The organism is Sagittula sp. S175 (assembly GCF_049800975.1).
Lineage (GTDB): Bacteria > Pseudomonadota > Alphaproteobacteria > Rhodobacterales > Rhodobacteraceae > Sagittula.
On sequence record NZ_JBNAGB010000010.1, the window covers coordinates 120,138 to 138,644 of the forward strand.

The window sequence follows — 18,507 nt, forward strand, 5'->3', positions numbered from 1 at the left end:
GCCTCCAAACGAGTCTTGTATGCAGGTGGATACAAGCGTATCCATAGGGACGTCAAGAGACTCGGGAGGCCGGTTTGCGCAAACATTTCTTCGATCAGGCGCTGCCCCGGCGCGCACTGACCTTTGTCCTCGCCGCGCTGGGAACCGCGCTGTTCTGGCTGCTGGAGCTGCCACTGCCGTTCCTGTTCGGCCCGATGGCCTTTTGCCTTGCCGGGGCGCTCGGGCAACTGCCGCTCAAGGGCTTTGGCCAGGTCTCCGTCGCAGCCCGTACCGTGCTTGGCGTCGCCGTGGGCGCGTCGATCACGCCCGAGGTCATCTCCGAACTGCCGCGCATGGCGGTCTCGGTCGCGCTGATCCCGCTCTTCATCGCGGTGATCGCGCTGGTGGGCGTGCCGTTCTTTCGCAAGCTGTGGGGGTTCGACGCGCCAACAGCCTATTACGCAGCGATGCCGGGCGGCCTGCAGGACATGGTGATCTTTGGGACCGAGGCCGGGGCCAATCCGCGGGTGCTGTCACTGGTTCATGCCACGCGGGTGCTGATCATCGTGACGCTGGCCCCCTTCGTCCTGAGCCATTTCTACGACGTGGGCCTGAGCAATCCGATCGGTGCGCCCGCCGCCGATCTGCCAATTCACGAGCTGCTGATTATGGTCGCCGCCGCATGGATCGGCTGGAAGGGCGGCGAGCGGATCAAGCTTTTCGGGGCGTCGATCCTTGGGCCGATGATCGTCACCGCGATCCTGTCGCTGACCGACGTGATCCACGCCCGCCCCCCGGCCGAGGCGATCCTTGCCGCGCAGTTCTTCATCGGCTGCGGGATCGGGGTCCAGTTCCTGGGCGTCACATGGGGTGAGCTGACCCGCGTGGTCGCGGCGGGCATCGCCTATGTCATGGTGCTGGCCGTGCTGGCGGCGGTCTTTGCCGGTATCGTCACGGACATGGGGCTGGGGGAGCCGGTCGCCGCATTCCTCGCCTTTGCGCCGGGCGGTCAAGCGGAAATGACGGTGCTGGCCATCGTCACCGGGGCTGACCTTGGCTTTGTCATCACCCACCACCTGACGCGTATCGTGATCGTGATCGTAGGCGCGCCGGTATTGGCGGCGGTCATTGCCCGTAGACGGCGGGGTTGACCATGTGGACCGGCGCGCCTTCCGCGTAGGCGTTCACCTGCTCGAAAATGTCGGCGAATTGCTTGTCGAACTCATCCTCGGTGACAAAGCCGATGTGCGGCGTGGCGATCAGTTTCGGATGGGACAGCAGCGGGTCGTTCGGGTCGGTCAACGGCTCGATGTCAAAGACGTCGATGGCGGCCATGCCGGGGCGGCCCGCATTCAGTCCATCCAGCAGGGCCCCCGGCGCGATCAGCCCGGCCCGCGAGGTGTTCACCAAGACCGCGCGCGGTGCCATCTGCGCAAGGTCATCCGCCGTGACGATGCCGCGCGTCTCCGGGGTCAGGCGCAGATGCAGCGAGACCACGTCGCTTTGCGCGAAGAAGGCCGCCCGGCTTTCCGCCACCTGCTCGCCTGCCCAGGATGCGCGCGCGCGCCCCGTCTCCGACGCCCACCAGACCACGTCCATACCGAAGGCGCGGGCATAGTCGGCCACAACGCGCCCGATCCGCCCATAACCATACAGCCCCAGCGTCCGGCCGCGCAGCGTCCGCCCCACGCCCATCTGCCACTGACCCGCCTTGGCACTGGCCATCTGCTGCGGCAACTGCCGCATGGCCGACAGGATCAGCGCAAAGGTCAGCTCGGCGGCGGCATAGTTCGCCCCGTCAGCGCCGGTATTGGAACTCAGCAGCACGCCATGATCGGTGCAGGCCTCCACATCCACATGCGGCCAGACCCCACGCTGCGAGATCAGCCGCAGGTTGGGCAACTGTTCGAGCAAGCTGCGGGTGACGCGGGTGCGTTCGCGGAACAGCACGACGCATTCGGCATCGTGCAGACGGGCGGCCAGCGCCACCTCATCGGCCTCGTGATCGGTCCAGACCGTGACGTCATGGCCGTCGAGCAGGCCAAAGCAGGGCAGGCCACGCAGTGTGTCGAACCAGTCGTCGAGGATATGGACCTTCATCCCGAGCGCCTTTCAGCCTTGTGGAGACAGCGCCTTGATGGCCCTGCTGACCCGGTCGTGCAAGATCATCAAGTCGCCTTGTCCGGCGTCGCCATCGGCGATCCGCTGCGACAGATCCTGACGCATCTCTTCAAGGTCGCGCCGCAACCGGGCCAGTTTTTCGAAATCGGTCATGTAAGTCCTCAATGTGACAGCAGCACGGGGATGTCGATCTGGGCCAGCACCTCGGAGGTGACACCGCCCAGCAGGTCCTCGCGGAACTTGGAATGCTCGTAGGCGCCCAGCACCAACAGCGAGGGCCGGTGCTTGCGGCACCATGCCAGCAGGGTCGCTGCGACGGGATGCGAGGTGGGCCATTCCTCATGCACTGCCTCGACGCCGTGCCGCGACAGGTGAGTCATCAGGTCCTCGATCGGCCAGCCGGTGCGCGGCCCGACCGTCAGGACGCTGACGCGCCCGGCTTCCTCGATCAGGCGCAGGCTGTCGGACAAGGCCCGCGCCGCCGCCCGACCGCCATCCCATGCAAGGGCCGAATGGGTCAAAGCGCCACCGCCGTCATAGCCTGCGGGCACGACCACCACCGGCCGCCCGGACATCAGCGCGATGCGGTCCGGGTGCAGGGTGACATGCTCGTCATCGGTGTCGGCATGGTTGCCGACGATCAGCATGTCGTAGTGCCGCGCGGCCTCGGACAGGACGGTATCGACTCGGCCCGTGACCTCTTTGAGGTGCAGCGCGCCGGTCAGCCCGAGCGCGGCACGCTCGGTCTCGAACCTGTCTTCGATCTCGCGCAGGATTTCGCTGTTGGCCGCCTCCAGCAGCGCGCGTGCCTCCTTGGGGATCCAGCGCGAGCGCTTGTCGATCACCTCATGCGTGGTATGCGCCAATATCGCGGTGACATGGGCACCCAGCCTGTCTGCCAGCGCCGCCGCATAACGCAGCGCCGCGACAGAGCCCTCGGACCCGTTGAAGGCCACGAGCAGGTTCATCATCGGCATGTCAGCGCCCCTTCCAGATGGAGGCGGGCACGTAGATGTGCCCGTCCGCCAGCTTGCGCGCGGTGCGCAGCAGCCCGGCGGAATTCAGGGTGAAATGGTTGTTCATCTCGAAATCGACCAGAACCTCGATGGTGCCCGAGGCATGTTCCAGCACCACGTTGGCAGGGCTTTGGGTGGGACGGTCCAGCAGACCATCGGCCACGGTGCCGGGCGTCAGCGCGCAGGAAGCAAGGCATTGCGACCCTGTCACCGCCATCGACGGATGTGTCGTCCAGGGCATGAAGTAGCGGGTGCAGATCGTCCCGCCGTCGCGCGCCGGGGCGAGCAGGCCGAACTTGGGCGTCACGGATTGCGTGACATCGCCCATGCCCATCGCCGTGCCTGCCTGCAGGCGCACCGCCTCCATCCGGGCAAAGAAATCGCGGTTCGCGTCCAGTTCCTCGACCGTCTCGTAGCCGGTCAGGCCGAAATCCGCGGCGCGGGCGATGACCATCGGCATGGCAACGTCCATGCAGGTCACCTCGATCCCGTCGAACCTGTCGCGCAGGTTGCCGGTGGGCAGGAAGGCCCCGGTCGAGGACCCGACAACCCCCATGAAGTTCAGCGCGATGGGCGCGGCCCGCCCCGGCACCCCGGCGATTTCCGTGTCACCCGTGTAGTGCAGGACGCCGCCCGGCGTCTGAACCCGCGCCAAGACCCGCGCGCCGGTGTTGACGGCGCGGATCCTGATCTCGGTCTCGTCGCCCTGTGGCGTGACGAGGCCCATCTCGATCGCGGCAGGACCGACGCCAGACAGGATGTTGCCGCAGGTCGGTTTGAAATCGACCAGCCGATCCTCGACCGAGACCTGCGCAAAGAAGTAGTCCACGTCGGCCCAGTCATCGTCGGACCGCGACAGCATCGCGACCTTGGTGGTCACCGCGACGCCGCCGCCGATCCCGTCGATGTTGATCGCGTGGCCTGCGCCAACGGCGGCCATCAGCACCTCGGCCAGCGTCTCGCGGTCCTCGGGCAGGTCGGCGCGGTTGAAATACGGCCCCCGCGAGGTGCCCCCGCGCATGAAGACATAGGGAATGCCTGTCTGTGTCATGTCATTCACTCTGTTGGATTATTTCAGCGGCCAGGGCAGATCGACGGCGTGTTGCAGCAGCCCCGGCGGGAAATCGCGGTTCAGCGCACCGGCCATCACGCACATCAGCGCCAGGCCGCAGGCGGTCAGGATCAGCGTCTTGGGCCACGGCGCCTGTGCCCGCACCCGCAGGAAGGTCACGAGGAACCCGGCCAGCGCGAGGATGAACCCGAGGACCCAGGTGGCGGCGATCAGTCCGGCGAACCACGCCAGCGTGCCCCAAAGCCCGTAGGGCGCATCGGCGTCCTCGCCCGCCATTTCCTTGTCGGCAAAGATCGTGTCGCCCTCGGGCCGCAGGATCATCTGCACCAGCAGGATCAGCAGCGCAGCCAGCGTGACCCCACCGATGACCAGCGGCACGAACTTGTCGGTCATGTTGTAGTCGGGGATTGCGTTGGCGTTCAGCAGGGCGATGACGACATAGGTCAGGATCACCAGCAGGAACACGATCGGCGCGCGCTTGGACCCGGACTGGACCTCGCCCTCGGCCATGATCGTCTTCGCCTGCCGCAGCCCCAGCACGACCGACACCACGGTGACGATCAGCAGCACGATCACGATGGGCGAAAAGATGTAGTCGATCCCGTCTTCGAACGACTTGCGGAAGCGGAAGGACGCGATCTGGTACGCCTGGTTCGAGAACTTCTCGACCGGGTTCGACAGGACGAAGCCGATCAGGAAGGCCGGGCGCGACCAGTCGAAGCGGCGCAGGAAGATGCCGATCAGGCCGATGGCAAACAGCGCAAGAATGTCCTCGAAGTTCTGGCCCGACTGGAACGCGGCAAAAGCGATCAGCATGAACAGGAACGGCGCAAGGTAGGTGAAGCGGATGGTTGTCAGCTTCGCGATGCCGCCCGAGACGCCGATGCACAGGAGCGTGCCGACCACATTGGCCAAGGCCAGCAGCCAGACGATCGAATAGGTGATGTCCAGGTTGTCTCGCAGCATGGCCGGGCCAACCTCGATGTCACCCGATCCCAGCAGGGCAATCGCCCCGATGAAGATCGCCATCGAGCCGGAGCCGGGGATCCCGAACAGCAGCGTCGGCACGAGGCCACCGCCTTCCTTGGCGTTGTTGGAGCTTTCCGGCCCGATCACGCCGCGGATTTCGCCCTTGCCGAAGTTCGATTTGTCCTTGGTGGTCTGAACCGCATGGCCATAGGCGATCCAGTCCACGACCGAGCCGCCGAGGCCGGGGATCACCCCCACCAGAACGCCGATCAGCGAGCAGCGCACCGACAGCCATTTGTTGTCGACCCAGTCGCGCACGCCGTCCATCCAGCCCGCGCCGAGCGCGGCATCCTTGGCGATGGAGCGGTCCTGCCGCAGGAGGGACACGATCTCGGGCACGGCAAAGATGCCGAGGCCCACGATCACCAGTTGCAGACCGTCCGTCAGGTACGGGAAGTCATAACTCGCCATGCGCAGCGAGCCGCCCGCGTCCGCTACGCCGATGGTGCCGATCAGCATGCCAAGCCCCGCCGCCGCCAGTCCCTTGAGCGCGACCCGCCCCGCAAGGACCGCCACCATGGACAGGCCGAGGATCGAGATCATCAGCATTTCCGGCAGACCGAAGGCCAGCACCAGCGGGCGCGCGACCACGATGAACAGGGTCAGGAACATTGCGCCGACGAGACCGCCGAACAGCGACGCGGTAAAGGCCGCGGACAAGGCCCGCGCCGCCTGCCCCTTTCGCGCCAGCGGAAAGCCGTCCAGCACCGTCGCCTGAGAGGCAGAGGATCCGGGAATGCCCATCAGCACCGATGAGAACGTGTCCGAGGTGGGCACCACGGCCACCATCCCGATCATCAGCGCGAGGCCCAGGACGGGCTCCATGCCGAACATGAAGGGCAGCAAAAGCGAAAGCCCGGCGATACCACCGAGGCCGGGGAACACGCCGACAGCAAGGCCCATGACCACGCCAAGGACAAGATATCCAAGGACGACAGGTTGCAAAATCAGAGCCCATGCATCGGCAAGCGCCGGCAGGGCGGTCGCGAAGAGATCCATCGCACCGTTCTTTCGGTTGAATTTTCAGAAGGGAGAGAGGCTGCGGGCCCCGGCCGGTGTGGCGGGACCCGCGGGCGCGTCGATTACTCGATCGTCACGCCATACGACTCTTTGAGCCAGTCGATGACATAGGCCTTGGCCTCGGGCGTCACGGTCGTCGCCTCATCGGTGGCCTTTTCGGCGCCTGCGCCCACGAACATCGGGTATTGACCGACTTCGTTCGACGAGATCTCGGCAAAGTCAGGACGCGCGCGGACGGCTTCGAAGGCAGCCACGTAGGTGTCGATCACGTCCTGCGGGGTGCCCTTGGGCAGGAAGGCGATTTTCTGCGACGGATAGCCCGAGATGAAGAAGGCCTTCCACGCGTCCCAGGCGACGCCCTCGGTCTCGCAACCGTCGGTGGCCGCGCAGACTTCCTTGAAGGACGGCATGTCCGGGAAGGTCGGGTCGCGCACGATCACGCCATTCTCGTCCAGCGCGCCCCAGCTCATCATCGGCACGGCGGTCCCGGCAGCGACCAGATCGGCGGCACCGGACAGGTAACCGGACGAGGTCTGGTAGTCGATGGTGGCCTCGCCGCGCTCGAACATCAGGCGGCCGTCACCGCGACCCTTGATGCCAAAGACCGGCTCGACGTTCATGCCCAGCATCTTCCATGCCAGAAGCGGCACGAGGTCGAGGCCGGTGGCCCCCTGCGAGCCGAAAATCAGGTCCACATCCTTCAGGCCGTTGGCCGAACCGTCGAACTTGGCACCGTCTTCGGGGTTCAGATAGGCGACACCACCGGTGCCGGTCGCCATGACCGGGATCCAGTCGTTGTATTCGTAGCGCACACGCGGATCGTTCAGCAGGTAGGGAAACTGCGTCGAGCCGGACGAACCGAACAGCAGCGTGCCGTCCTTGTGTTCCTGCTCCTGGAACCAGTTGGCGCCTTTGGTCGACCCGGCGCCCGGCATGAATTTCACGACGACCGTGGGGTTGCCCGGCAATTCCTGGGCCAGCAGCGGCGCAAAGAAGTTTGCCCATTTGGCCGACCCGCCGGTTTCCGAGAACGGGATCACCCATTCGATCGTCTTGCCGGAAAAGTCGACTTCGGCCAGCGCCGGGGCTGCCATGAGGGTGATTGCTGCAACAGAGGTTGCAAGGCTCTTGATGGTCATTGGTGTCCTCCCGTAGACCTTGGCGGCGCCGAACGCAGGTCCGGCGCGTCAGAATTCATCTTTCAAGGGAATGATTCCCTCCTCCAACGGCTGCACCATGCCGTTCCAAGCTTGCACGAAACTTGCGCAACATGACAAAGTTGTAACCATGCGGATTGCCATCATCGAAGATAACGAGACCCTTGCCAGCGGAATCGCCTTTCGGTTGCGGGATCGTGGCCATTCGGTGGATCTTTTGCACGATGGCGCCGAGGCGAATGCCTTTCTCGCGCGGGAAGGTGCGGATCTTGTCGTGCTCGACCTCAACCTGCCGGGGATGGACGGCATCGACGTGCTGCGTGCATTGCGTCGGCGCGGCGACGGGACGCCGGTGATCCTGCTGACCGCGCGATCGGAAACGGCCGAACGTGTCGCTGGCCTTGATGCCGGTGCGGACGACTACCTGACAAAGCCCTTCGAGATGGACGAGCTGGAGGCCCGCCTTCGGGCCATGGCCCGGCGCAAGAACCTTGAATTCAGCGCCCGCGACGCGCTGGGGCCGCTGGTCTTTGATCGTACGGGCCGACAGTTGCTGCATGACGAACAGCCGCTGGACATTCCCCGCAAGGAAATCGCCACGCTGGAATGTCTTCTGGAACGGCGCGGGCGGCTGGTGTCCAAGGCTCAGCTGATCAGCCATGTCTACGGTGTAGGAGCCGACGCGGAGGAAAGCGCCATCGAGCCCCATGTCTCGCGCCTGCGCAAGCGGCTGGAGCCCTTCGGCATCCGCATCAAGACGGCCCGTGGCCTGGGCTACATGCTGGAAGTCGATGGTGCGTAGACCGAAACGCACGTCCATGTCGCTGCGGCTGCGGCTGTTCCTCGTGATCCTGCCGCCGTTGCTCGTCGTCTCGGTTCTGCTGGGCCTGTGGCGGTTCAGCGCCGCGCAAAGCACCTCCGAAGACCTGTTCGACCGCAGCTTGCTGGCGGCGGCTCTGGCCATTTCGCGCGATGTCGCGATTTCCGGCGGCGACGCCCTGTCCCCCAGCACCCGCCGGTTCGTCTCGGATGCGGGCGGCGGCGAGATCTTCTACCACGTGACCGGACCCGGCGGAATCTACGTGACGGGTTACGCCTATCCTCCGCGCGCCACGGCGGACAGCCCGCGCGACCAGCCGAGCTATTTCATCGCCAACTATCGGGACCAAGAAATGCGGGTCCTGCGCATGATCGAGGACCGGACCATCGGCAACCTCTCGGGCGAGACGGTGGTGACCGTGTGGCAAAGGATGAGCGACCGTCAGGCCTTTGCCCGCGAACTGGCGCTGCGGGCGATTGCGCTGATGGCGGGACTGATGGCTGCGTTGGCACTGGTGATCTGGTTCGGGGTACAGATCGGTCTGCGCCCGCTCAACGACCTGCAGGAAGCGATACGCCAGAGATCGCCCGACGACCTCGGCCGCATTCGCCGCCCCGTGCCGACCGAGGTTGCCGGTATCGTCTCGACGTTGAACCGGCTGTTTGCGCAGGTGAAAGACAATATCGAAGCGCATCAGGCCTTCATTTCTGACGCGGCGCATCAACTGCGCAACCCTGCGGCTGCCCTGCTGGCGATTGCCGAAACCCTGCCCGACGTGACCGACGCGACCGAACGAGAGGCGCGGCAATCCGAACTGATCGCCGCAGCGCGGACCTCTGCGCGGCTGGCGGATCAGCTGCTGTCGCTCGAACGCCTGCGCTACGACGCCAGGATCACGCCTGCGCGGGCCGATCTCAACGCCTTGGCCGAGGACGTCTGCATGGGCCTTGCCCCCATCGTCCTGTCCAGCGACGTGGAATTCGGGTTCGAACCCAGTGAAAAACCGCTGTTGATCGATGTGGACAAGGTGCTTTTCGGCGAGGCGTTGACGAACCTTGTCGAAAACGCGCTGCGCCATGGCGGCGATGGCATGTCCCGCATCACCGTGCGGACATTGGCGGACGGTTCGGACGCCTTGCTGGATGTGCAGGACGATGGAATAGGTATTCCACTGGATCAGGCCGACCTCGCGTTCCGCCGTTTTTCGCAGTTGCGCAACGGAGAAGGCACCGGTCTGGGCCTGGCCATCGTGCAACAGGTCATGCACAGACATAACGGTACGGTGCAGCTGTTGTCGGTTGGCAGGGGAACTCAGGTCCGCTTGACCTTCCCGCTCTTCAAATGACGGGCCGTGTCCCTTCAGATCACCGAGATGCCAAGTCGTGTCGCGGCGACAGCGCGTGGATTGGCTGGAAGGCCTGCAAGCAGTCTGCTCCGCAAGTGACGGCTATGCTTTTTTGACTGCGTCACGGTGCCGGATGATGGGCAGTGTTCTGACGAGAAAAGAACAGCAGGGCAACCGGACTCTATAACAGAAACGACGGGTACGCGCCTGAGGCGGCAAAGGCCTCGCGCGCGGATCGTTCGATGGGACCCGCAAGGATATAGGCGATCACGAATGACGGGTATGTCGCGCCGCCGAAACAGGTAGCCCAGCACGCCGAAACCCACAGTTGTCCAGAGGGCGAACATCGACGCTTCCTGCACGCAGATCGCGGTCAAGGTCACCAGCAGCACAACTGGCAGAAGGGACTTGACCGGCACCCGCGCCAAGACACCCATTGAGCGCATAAACGACCCGCCCAGTGTCCAGTTTACCAAATTCCCCGGCACCATCAGAAAGAAGATACCGGAGACCACAACCAGTTCCGGGTTCGTCTCGGAGGTAAACCGGAACACGGCCGGTCCGGGATTGAAGCCGCCGATGCTGTCGGCTGCGGGGATCAGGAACACCGCCACCGCGTTGCCGGGAATGCCAAGCGACAACACCGGGATCAGGTTTGCGCCGGATATGGCGGAATTGGCGGCCTCGGTCGCGGCGATGCCCTCGGGCGCGCCTTTGCCAAACGGCGTGTCACTGGGCGGCGCGACCTTGCGGTGTCTGCGGGAGGCCAGCGAATAGGACAGCGTTGCCGCAAGGGTAGAGCCAACCCCCGGCAAAGCCCCGACGAGCGTCCCGATCACTGCGCCGCGTGCGATATAGGGACGGATGCGGCGCAGATCTCCGGCCTTCAGGCCATCGTGGTTGGACCGCTGCATCGCAGGGTCACGGCGTTGCGACAGCCCGCGCCGCTCATTGTCGATGGCCACGAAAATCTCGCCGACGATCAGGACGCCCATCACCGCCGCCACGCAGGAAATCGACAGGATCAGCAGTGCGGTCTTTTCCGGCAGGTCGAGCCATTCTTCGACCATGATGGCCAGAAACGGGGCGCAGATGAACAGCACGAGATCGGAGAACGTATCCCCCGCGACGGAGGACATCTGGGCGATGCGCAGCGCGCGGTGCGGCTCTCCGGCCTGCGCTATGGGGTGCCCGTCAAGCGTGGTCATCATCGCGTCCGGCGTGCCGGGAAGGTTGAACAGGATCGCAGGCACGGCCCCGCCCAAGGTCGCGCCCTTCATGATGCCGATCAGAAAGCCGAAGACCGGCAGCAACGCGTCTGGGGTGAACCCGAAGATCGAAATCAGGATTGGCAGCGAGATCGCCATGGCCATCGGCCCGGCCAGACCGGGGGTTGCCCCGACGGCGATACCTGTCAGGACACCAAGCAACAGCATCATCGGTGCTGCAGGGATCGCCAGCCCAAGGACCGAGAACAGCTCTGGCCCGTTCAGCACGGCAAGGATGCCCAGCCAGATATGGTCCAAGGTCTCGATCATACGTCACCGTCCGGGCGCAGCAGCAGATCGTCGAAGGCAAGGTCGAAAACCCCGATCAGGATTGAAAACAAACGCATATGCGCCAGCAACCGCTTGTTCCTTGAACACACCGAGAGGACTCTGTTGCACAAATTTCGTGGGGGATTCACCTCATGAGTCCAGTGCGGTACCTGGGGTGCATGAGCAGACCCACATCCCCGACCTACAGGACCAGGAACTGGCCAGCCTGCAATGAAGCGCTCAAGCGCCGGGGCTCGCTGACGATCCCCTGACCGGCAGGGTATTTCCGGAGGAATGTCCCGAGAGGTTGGTTCGACCCCGAGATGAGCTGGGAGACCGCGCCGACAGGCAGGCGTGGCCGCCACCAGAAGACCCTGGCCGTCAACATCCCCTACCGCGGCTCCAGGGGGCCGCTGCATCTGCTGATCGCCTCTCGGGACATCACTTCGTGATGCCCTGACGGCCAGTGGACAGCACCGGCATCAAGGTCGAGGGCGAAGGTGAGTGGAACGCCCGCAAGCACGGCGGCCCCAAACGGCGTGTCTGGCGCAAGATCCACCTCGGGATCGACGAGGAAACGCTGGAGATCCGCGCCGCCCATTGCCCGGCAGGCGATTTGCCAGGCAAATCTGCCGAGAGGGGAGATCACCGAGATCACCGGGAGCCACGTCGGCGATGGCCCGGGCTGCACGATCTGCTCAGCCAGATACCAATGGACGAAGCGATCGGCAGCGTCACCGCAGACGACGCCTACGATACCCGAAAGTGTCACGACGCGATTGCCGATCGCGGTGCCCACGCAGTCATCCCACCGCACAAGAATGCCAAGCCGTGGAAGACCGTCACCGCCGGTACCGTCGCACGAAACGAGGCACTGCGGGCATCGAAATACCTCGGCCGGGCGCTCTGGCGACCCCTCTCGGGCCATCGCGTTGCGATGCCCTGCCGGGCAGTGGATGGAGCGGATACCACCACTGATGCCGCGTCGAGACAAAGATGCACTCTGTGAAGCTGCTGGGCCAGCGGCTCATGGCGCGAGACTTTGATCGCCAGGTCGCCGAGCTTCAGGTCCGTATCGCCGTGCTGAACGGCGACACCTCGCTCGGCATACCTGTCACAGAGGCCGTGGGTCAGGTCTGTCCGGGGAAAGGGAAACCTCGGTCATTTGCCAATTTGTGCGACAAAGCCCCCCCACGTTCACACTGCTTCCTGGCGTTGACATCACGCAAACGTGATCCCGAAAATCAGTCTTTCCACGGGGTCCCAGCCCTCCGCTTGCACAATCCCGACAATCCGAGCCGCCAAATGCGATGTTCCCGAGTCGCCCCCAAGGGTTAATGGTTAACAAGCGGCCGGTTTGGCCCCTGAAACCGGCCGGGACTCACGTTAAATTTGTGTTAACGCGCCCGGGTTAACCTGCCGTCCGATCCGTTAACCCCGCTGGACAAGCGTCGAAATCGCGACAACTCTGCCATCATGCGCGTCCTGTTAACCCTGCTGCTGTTCCTCGCCGCCTGTGGCCGTCCGCTGACTCCGTCAGAGGCACAATATCTTGCGGCCATACAGGGGCCGGACGTCGATATCTCGAAGGTTCGCATCGTCGATGGCCACTTCGCCGGGGCTGTCACCTACCAGATTCCGGTCCGCCCCCGCACCACCTGCCAGGAACGCATCTGGCCGCCGATCACCGAGGAGCAGACCGTCACCGTCGCCCCCGCCGCCACGGTGTTCTTCAACAAGATACTGGTCCGCAAGGATATTTACCGTCCCGACTTCCTGCGGGGCTACCCCGAGACCATCGACCTGTTCGACGCCATGCTCTTTGCCCACGAGGCGACGCATGTCTGGCAGTGGCAGCACCGCAAACACACGGGTTACCATCCGTTAAAGGCTCTTACCGAACACATCGGCAGCGCCGATCCCTACCTCTTCGATCCCGACAATACGACGCGTTTTCTGGACTACGGCTACGAGCAGCAGGGCAGCATCGTGGAGGAATATGTCTGTTGCCGCCTGCTCGATCCCGAGGCCCCGCGCACCGCGCGCCTCCGCGCCCTGATCGGCGCGGAAATGCCTGTCGACCGGCTTGACGAGGCTATCACGGAACCGCGTCTGACCGTCCCCTGGCAGGGCGTGCAGACCGAGGGCATCTGCCGCTAACCTACTCTACGCGCTGCATTTCCATCAGGTAGGCCACAAGGTCCACAACAGGCTGTGACGTCAGCACCGGTTGCCCGGCGGGGGTCTTCATAGGCACGTCGAAGGTGCCTTCGAAGTAGTCGCCGTAAACCGGCATGGGCGAGCCATGCGAGACCAGCGGATCGCGCCCGTCGATGCGTTTGATGACCCGTTCCAGCGGGAAGGTCCCGCCGTTCTGGGCGCTCAGCTCGGTAAGGTTAACGGGCTTGATAAGCAGCACGCCCGACATCGGCCCGTCACCGCGCCCTTCCAAGCCGTGACATGTGGCGCAATGCGTCGCGAAATGCGCCCGACCAATGTCCGCATCCTGAGCAAACACCGGTGTCGCAAGAACCAACAAGACTGCGAGAAAGCGTTTCATTTCAACCTCCTGTACCCCGCACGGGATAGTCTGCCATGAAACGGCACACGCCGCTTTGACCCGTGTCAATCACACCACAGCGGTCAGGTGCGCAGCGGGCGGAGCGGCCTCTTGCGGCCAGGAAATCGCCGCCCCATCGGCCCGAAGTTCTGCAAAACCGCGTCCGAAAACCCGCGGATGCGCCTCGAGTCGCAGCTCCCGTCCGTCGAAATCGTTAAGGCTGAGAACGGCGCTGCGGTTGTCCGCCTCCAGCGCCTCGCGTAGGATCTGCAACGCAATGGATTGCCCCAGACGCATCTGCTGGACATTCTCGGCGGGATGGTAACCGCCTGAAACGACACGGGAAAGCGCGATGTTGGAAACCATGCGATCCGCCTCTTCGCCCAAGGCGACACCCGGTCCAAAGACCCCAACCGGCTGCAACTGCGTGCGCCGCGAGGTGTCAAACACTGCCTTCAACAGCGTCGCAAGCGCTCCGGCCACGGCCATATGGGTCGCGCAATCGGCGGGGTTCAAGGCATGGCCCTGCGGTTCCACCAACGGCAGGAACAACCCGCCCCCAAAGCGCGCCGCCCCCTGCCCCAGCGCCTTGTTGGCCCTGCTCACCCAGTACAGCAGGTTCGGCGCGGCCTCCGCCAACTCTTCCGCGGCCGTACGATATAGGGCAGTGTCACCGCCCGAACCGCGCTCTTCGCGCGCCAGCCAGACGGTCATCCGCGCCGACGTCACCGCAGGGCGCGGAAGCCGGTCCGCCGCATGTGTCTGCGACAGGATGGCCCGACACGCCCTAGTTTCAGCCTCCGCCATGAGGGACATCAACCGATTGCCGCGCCACGAAAATCCCGAACCGACCAAGCCTTGGTCCAGCGCTGCCCCTCGCGCCAGCGCCGCCAGCACAGCGTTGTAAAACGGCCGTGCGGCAGGCATGCGGTGAAGGTCCTCGGACATGGCTTCGAGCGTGCCCACATGCGGCCGCCTCATCGGCTGTCCCGGCAAGCGCAGCCCCGCCCCGGAGTGACGCTCGCACCAGTCCAGCCAAGCGGACATGGGCGCGTCATCGCGCGGCGGGCGACGGACCGGATCAGGTTTCGACACCGCATGATCGCTGCGCCACAGGGACGACAACCCCACCTCACCGCGCAGGGCAACGCCACAACGGAACAGGGTGCGCAGCGTCAGTTGCCCGTCCGCGTTCCACCGAAGCGCACGGCGATGCTCCGCCTCCTCGGACAGGGTGTCACGCCCGGGGAGGGCACGGCTGCTGTCATACCACGCCAGTGACCGCATCTCGCACAGGAGTTCGTGCAGCGTGAAACGCGTCGTGCCGTCCACCCAGACAGCGCAATGCGGATCGTGGAGGTCGGCGAGACTGCATTTTCGCAGCAGGGACAGTGCGAAGATCTCTGCCATTTCCGCCGCCAGTTCCGGCGCCGACACGCGCGGAGCATCCGGGACGGGAACCTCGATCCGATGTCCGGGACGGGGTCCGGAACCGTCGATCACACGAAAAGCCGGTCTTGCGGTAGTGCTGCTGATCATGGTCACCCCCTGGTGCCGTTAGCGCCGCCGTGGGCGCCGATTGACGAAACGTTAATCCCAGAATGCGCGGCTTCCGTGATTACAGCGTGATCGGAACGGCCCAAAATCGTGAATGCCGAGTTATTTTTACGGGGCGCTGCGTGTTTCCGGGCCTCTGAACCCGTGAATTCTGCGCTAATCTTCCTGCGCCACCAGTGGCTTGCTTGACCGGGGACCGTGAAACGCCTTTCCTTGGGTAAATTTGTATCAAGGGGGAATTTTGCATGAAATTTCACTGGAACGCCCCGCGTCCGGCCACATTCCGCGATCCCTACCTCGATTGGTCGCGCCTTCTTGGCAAACGACTCGATGCCATTGCCCCCGTGCGGCCCGACCGGGGCACCGAATACGAGCCGATCTTTGTGCGCCTGGTCGACAATACGCCCGCCGCCCGAAAGGCGCTGCAGGACGCTCTGAAGACCAGCACCAGCCTGCTGATGGATCCGCACGAGGCTGACGCTCTGGCGGGCCGCATCGACGATCCGCGGCACCTTGCGGGACTTCCCGATGAATATGCCCTCTATCGGCGCATCGGAACGCCAGACCACGACCATGGCAGCCTGTTCACCGTGATCGACACCGGTGTCCCGATCCACCTTCAGGAACCGCCCAAGGCGCCCCCTGCCGCGCCGCTGACCGCCGTACAGCCACATCACAAGGGCAAGCCCATCGTGGCGATCATTGACGACGGCATCGGCTTCCTGAATGACCGCTTTTGCAAGGGCAACGAAAGCCGCTTTCACGCGATCTGGCTTCAGGCACTGGAGAGCCGCTCGGACGAAGGCGGGATCCTGTCGGGCCGCGTGCTGGACCGCGCCGCCATCACCAGCCTGCGCAGCGAACCCGAGGCCGATGTCTACGCCCGTCTGAACCGCGAGCTTCAGGGCTTTGAGACCCGCGCCGCCAGCAACCGTGCCACGACGCATGGCACCCATGTGCTGGACCTCGCCGCCGGTGCCGGGGACGGCGATCCGGTGGCCGACTGGCCACTTCTGGCCGTGCAGCTGCCGCCCGAGGCCGTCGACGACACCTCTGGCACGTGGTTCGAAAGCTACATACTGCAAGGCCTGCGCTGGATCCTGCGTCAAGCGGCCAGTATCGACCCGACCTCGCCGGTCATCGTGAACCTGTCGCTGGGCGTCTCGGCGGGGCCGAAGGACGGCACCCGCTTTGCCGAACACCAGTTGGCACGCGAAGCACGCCTTTGGGAGGAACACACCGGCCAGCCCGTGAGACTGGTCTGGTCTTTCGGCAATGGCAACCGCAATGACCTGACCGCCACCTGGGATCTGGACGCCGGAGGCTCCGCCGACATCCTTGCCCGTGTGCAGCCCGACGACATGACCGCGAGCTACGTCGAGGTCTTCCTGCGCGGTGCGGGGTCGGAGGCGCTTGGCCTCACCATCACCGCACCGGATGGCACGTCCTCGGGGGCGCTGACGCTTGACGTCAACACGGTCTGCTCGCTGATGGACGCACAGGACCGCGCCGTCGCGCGTCTGTACCACGCCCCCGCCCGACACCATGGCGACGGCACCGAGGAACCCGCGCATTACGTCCTTGCCCTCGCGCCCAGCGCCCCACGCAAGCCCGGAGAGCCCACGGCCCCCTGTGGCGCATGGAAGATCGAGGCGACCACCACCCAGCCCGCCAAACTGCTGATGATGATCCAGCGCGACGATGCACTGGCGGGCAGCCGCCTGCGCGGTCGGCAGGCGCATTTCGACGCGCCGAATGCTTACGGATGGGACGCCGACACCGCCGAGTACACCTGCCCCCAGCCGGGCGGGCCTGTGACCCGCGCGGGCAGCCACAATGCGATGTGCACCACCGACTGCCGCCAGCTGATAACCGTCGGCGCTGCGCTGCACTCTGGCCGGATGGAAGGCAAACACCCCGAGAACTTCACCCCCGCGCGCTATTCCGCGTCGGGCTGTGACTGGTCGACCAATGGCCCCACGGTCTCGGCGGTGGTGGAATACGGCCCGTTCTCGGGCGGCATCCGCGCCAGCGGCACGCTCTCCGGCAGCCGCTCGCGTATCGGAGGCACCAGCGCCGCAGCCGGGGTCATCACCCGCGCCCTTGCACTGTCCGCCGCGCGGATCGTCGAAAACGCCAGGGACACCACGACCGTGCAGCTGGACGACTTCGATCCGGCAGTGCTCGACCTCTTTACCGTCCTGCCCGAACACGCCGCCCAGCTTGGCACCTATGTCGTCGTGCCCCTGCCCACGTCGGACGCACCGCACACCGCGCCCGAAACAGCGATCGCCTGACAAAAAAAGACCGGGATGCATCGCTGCATCCCGGCTTCACTCGCTACTCGATCGGCCAAAAACCCGGCCTCACTGACACAAAACTCTCGGCCCTCACCACTCGGCCTTGGCCTCCTCCCACATGTCGCGGAGCCACGCCGGAACCGCGCCAGCATCCAGCGCGACGGTCGAGGTCTCGACCACACTGGGATCGGCCAGCGCCGCATCCAGCGCCGCGAGGGTGAAATCGCCCGTGTAGGTATCGCCGCGATAAACCCGCGCCGTGGTCTCGGTCTCGCCGTCCAGCAGGCGCACCAGAGCCTCGGCCAGCGTCACGCCCATGACCGCGCCCGCCATGCTGTCAGTGGGGAAATGCACACCCGCGACGGTGCGGTTCATCGTGATACGCTCGGCGTGGCGGTACAACTCGTTGCCCGCCTTGATCTCGGCCACCGGATCAAAGGCACGGTTGTAGAACAGGCGCGTCAACAGCGTGGCCGAGGTGAAGCTCTCGGTCGCATGACCCGAGGGCCAGGAGCCGTGTCCCGGCGTCTGGATGATCGGCTGCACCTTGCAGGACATGGCGATCGGACGCGCCACGTCGAACCCGTGCTTCAGGGGCATCTCCAGCGCGGTACACAGCCGGTAGATCGCCTGATTCAGCAGCAGCGACCACTTCGTCGCATCCGGCGCCATATAGCCAACCAGCGCGAAAAAGCTCTGCACATCGCCGGTCTGCATGATGATCTCGGACAGGCGGTCGCCGCGCAGGTCCGCGTAGGTGCGCAGGTAATGCAGCTGGTTGTCGGCAAGGAACTGGTTCGACGGTTTCTTCAACGTCACCACGGTCTGACCGCCGACCGTAATGCGGCCTTCGGTGTTTGCCTTGGTGCTGTCATCCAGTGTCACGCCACACAGCCCCGCCAGAGCAGTGTCCACCACAGCGCGGCGCGGGACCAGCGACATGGCCTTCAGTGCGGCCCAGGCCGAACGGTCCGCGTTCGAAGGCACACGATC

General features: G+C 64.9%; 15 protein-coding genes and 1 pseudogene. 6 read left to right on the forward strand and 10 right to left on the reverse strand.

From position 1 onward, the window contains the following. Window positions 1-74: 74 nt before the first annotated feature. Complete coding sequence (locus ACP16H_RS14390; protein WP_425072991.1) at window positions 75-1,130, forward strand: AbrB family transcriptional regulator; 1,056 nt, start codon at window positions 75-77, stop codon at window positions 1,128-1,130. On the opposite strand, the gene ACP16H_RS14395 is transcribed toward ACP16H_RS14390, so the two are convergent. From ACP16H_RS14395 to ACP16H_RS14420, 6 genes are all read right to left on the reverse strand, one after another. Continuing rightward, window positions 1,105-2,079: a D-2-hydroxyacid dehydrogenase family protein gene (locus ACP16H_RS14395; RefSeq protein ID WP_425072992.1), complete on the reverse strand. Its 975-nt coding sequence runs from the start codon at window positions 2,077-2,079 to the stop codon at window positions 1,105-1,107. The two genes, ACP16H_RS14390 and ACP16H_RS14395, sit on opposite strands and share 26 nt — an antisense overlap. Before the next feature lie 12 nt (window positions 2,080-2,091). After that, the gene (locus ACP16H_RS14400) at window positions 2,092-2,253 is read right to left on the reverse strand and encodes a hypothetical protein (RefSeq protein ID WP_425072993.1); all 162 of its coding nucleotides are present in this window, start codon (window positions 2,251-2,253) and stop codon (window positions 2,092-2,094) included. 8 nt (window positions 2,254-2,261) lie between these two features. Next, a complete protein-coding gene (locus tag ACP16H_RS14405; RefSeq protein ID WP_425072994.1) occupies window positions 2,262-3,077 on the reverse strand; it encodes a universal stress protein in 816 nt (271 codons plus the stop codon). A 1-nt stretch (window position 3,078) separates the two neighbouring features. Then, window positions 3,079-4,167 carry a 4-oxalomesaconate tautomerase gene (locus ACP16H_RS14410; protein WP_425072995.1) on the reverse strand — a complete coding sequence of 363 codons (1,089 nt, stop codon included), beginning with the start codon at window positions 4,165-4,167 and terminating at the stop codon, window positions 3,079-3,081. 18 nt (window positions 4,168-4,185) lie between these two features. Next, window positions 4,186-6,216: a tripartite tricarboxylate transporter permease gene (locus ACP16H_RS14415; protein ID WP_425072996.1), complete on the reverse strand. Its 2,031-nt coding sequence runs from the start codon at window positions 6,214-6,216 to the stop codon at window positions 4,186-4,188. A gap of 83 nt (window positions 6,217-6,299) precedes the next feature. Beyond that, window positions 6,300-7,376: a tricarboxylate transporter gene (locus ACP16H_RS14420; RefSeq protein WP_425072997.1), complete on the reverse strand. Its 1,077-nt coding sequence runs from the start codon at window positions 7,374-7,376 to the stop codon at window positions 6,300-6,302. Between the two features lie 148 nt (window positions 7,377-7,524). Here ACP16H_RS14420 and ACP16H_RS14425 point away from each other — a divergent pair, with 148 nt between their 5' ends. Further along, a complete protein-coding gene (locus ACP16H_RS14425; protein ID WP_425072998.1) occupies window positions 7,525-8,196 on the forward strand; it encodes a response regulator transcription factor in 672 nt (223 codons plus the stop codon). Next, window positions 8,159-9,559 carry an ATP-binding protein gene (locus tag ACP16H_RS14430; protein ID WP_425072999.1) on the forward strand — a complete coding sequence of 467 codons (1,401 nt, stop codon included), beginning with the start codon at window positions 8,159-8,161 and terminating at the stop codon, window positions 9,557-9,559. The genes ACP16H_RS14425 and ACP16H_RS14430 overlap by 38 nt, the downstream gene beginning before the upstream one ends. A gap of 14 nt (window positions 9,560-9,573) precedes the next feature. Here ACP16H_RS14430 and ACP16H_RS14435 read toward each other — a convergent pair whose 3' ends face one another. After that, on the reverse strand, window positions 9,574-11,097 hold the full coding sequence (locus ACP16H_RS14435) for a tripartite tricarboxylate transporter permease (protein WP_425073000.1): 1,524 nt from the start codon (window positions 11,095-11,097) through the stop codon (window positions 9,574-9,576). A 179-nt stretch (window positions 11,098-11,276) separates the two neighbouring features. Between ACP16H_RS14435 and ACP16H_RS14440 the strand changes: the two are divergent. After that, a pseudogene (locus ACP16H_RS14440) lies at window positions 11,277-12,228 on the forward strand (IS5 family transposase); the annotation flags it as partial. Between the two features lie 345 nt (window positions 12,229-12,573). Then, on the forward strand, window positions 12,574-13,257 hold the full coding sequence (locus ACP16H_RS14445) for a hypothetical protein (RefSeq protein ID WP_425073001.1): 684 nt from the start codon (window positions 12,574-12,576) through the stop codon (window positions 13,255-13,257). Window position 13,258: 1 nt separating this feature from the next. On the opposite strand, the gene ACP16H_RS14450 is transcribed toward ACP16H_RS14445, so the two are convergent. Continuing rightward, window positions 13,259-13,657 carry a c-type cytochrome gene (locus ACP16H_RS14450; RefSeq protein ID WP_425073002.1) on the reverse strand — a complete coding sequence of 133 codons (399 nt, stop codon included), beginning with the start codon at window positions 13,655-13,657 and terminating at the stop codon, window positions 13,259-13,261. 69 nt (window positions 13,658-13,726) lie between these two features. Beyond that, complete coding sequence (locus tag ACP16H_RS14455) at window positions 13,727-15,196, reverse strand: bromoperoxidase (protein ID WP_425073003.1); 1,470 nt, start codon at window positions 15,194-15,196, stop codon at window positions 13,727-13,729. Window positions 15,197-15,459: 263 nt separating this feature from the next. On the opposite strand from ACP16H_RS14455, the gene ACP16H_RS14460 reads away from it, so the two are divergent. Then, window positions 15,460-17,511 carry a hypothetical protein gene (locus tag ACP16H_RS14460; RefSeq protein WP_425073004.1) on the forward strand — a complete coding sequence of 684 codons (2,052 nt, stop codon included), beginning with the start codon at window positions 15,460-15,462 and terminating at the stop codon, window positions 17,509-17,511. 93 nt (window positions 17,512-17,604) lie between these two features. Here the strand turns inward: ACP16H_RS14460 and ACP16H_RS14465 are convergent, their stop codons facing one another. Continuing rightward, complete coding sequence (locus tag ACP16H_RS14465; RefSeq protein ID WP_425073005.1) at window positions 17,605-18,501, reverse strand: phosphatase PAP2 family protein; 897 nt, start codon at window positions 18,499-18,501, stop codon at window positions 17,605-17,607. Between the last annotated feature and the right edge of the window lie 6 nt (window positions 18,502-18,507).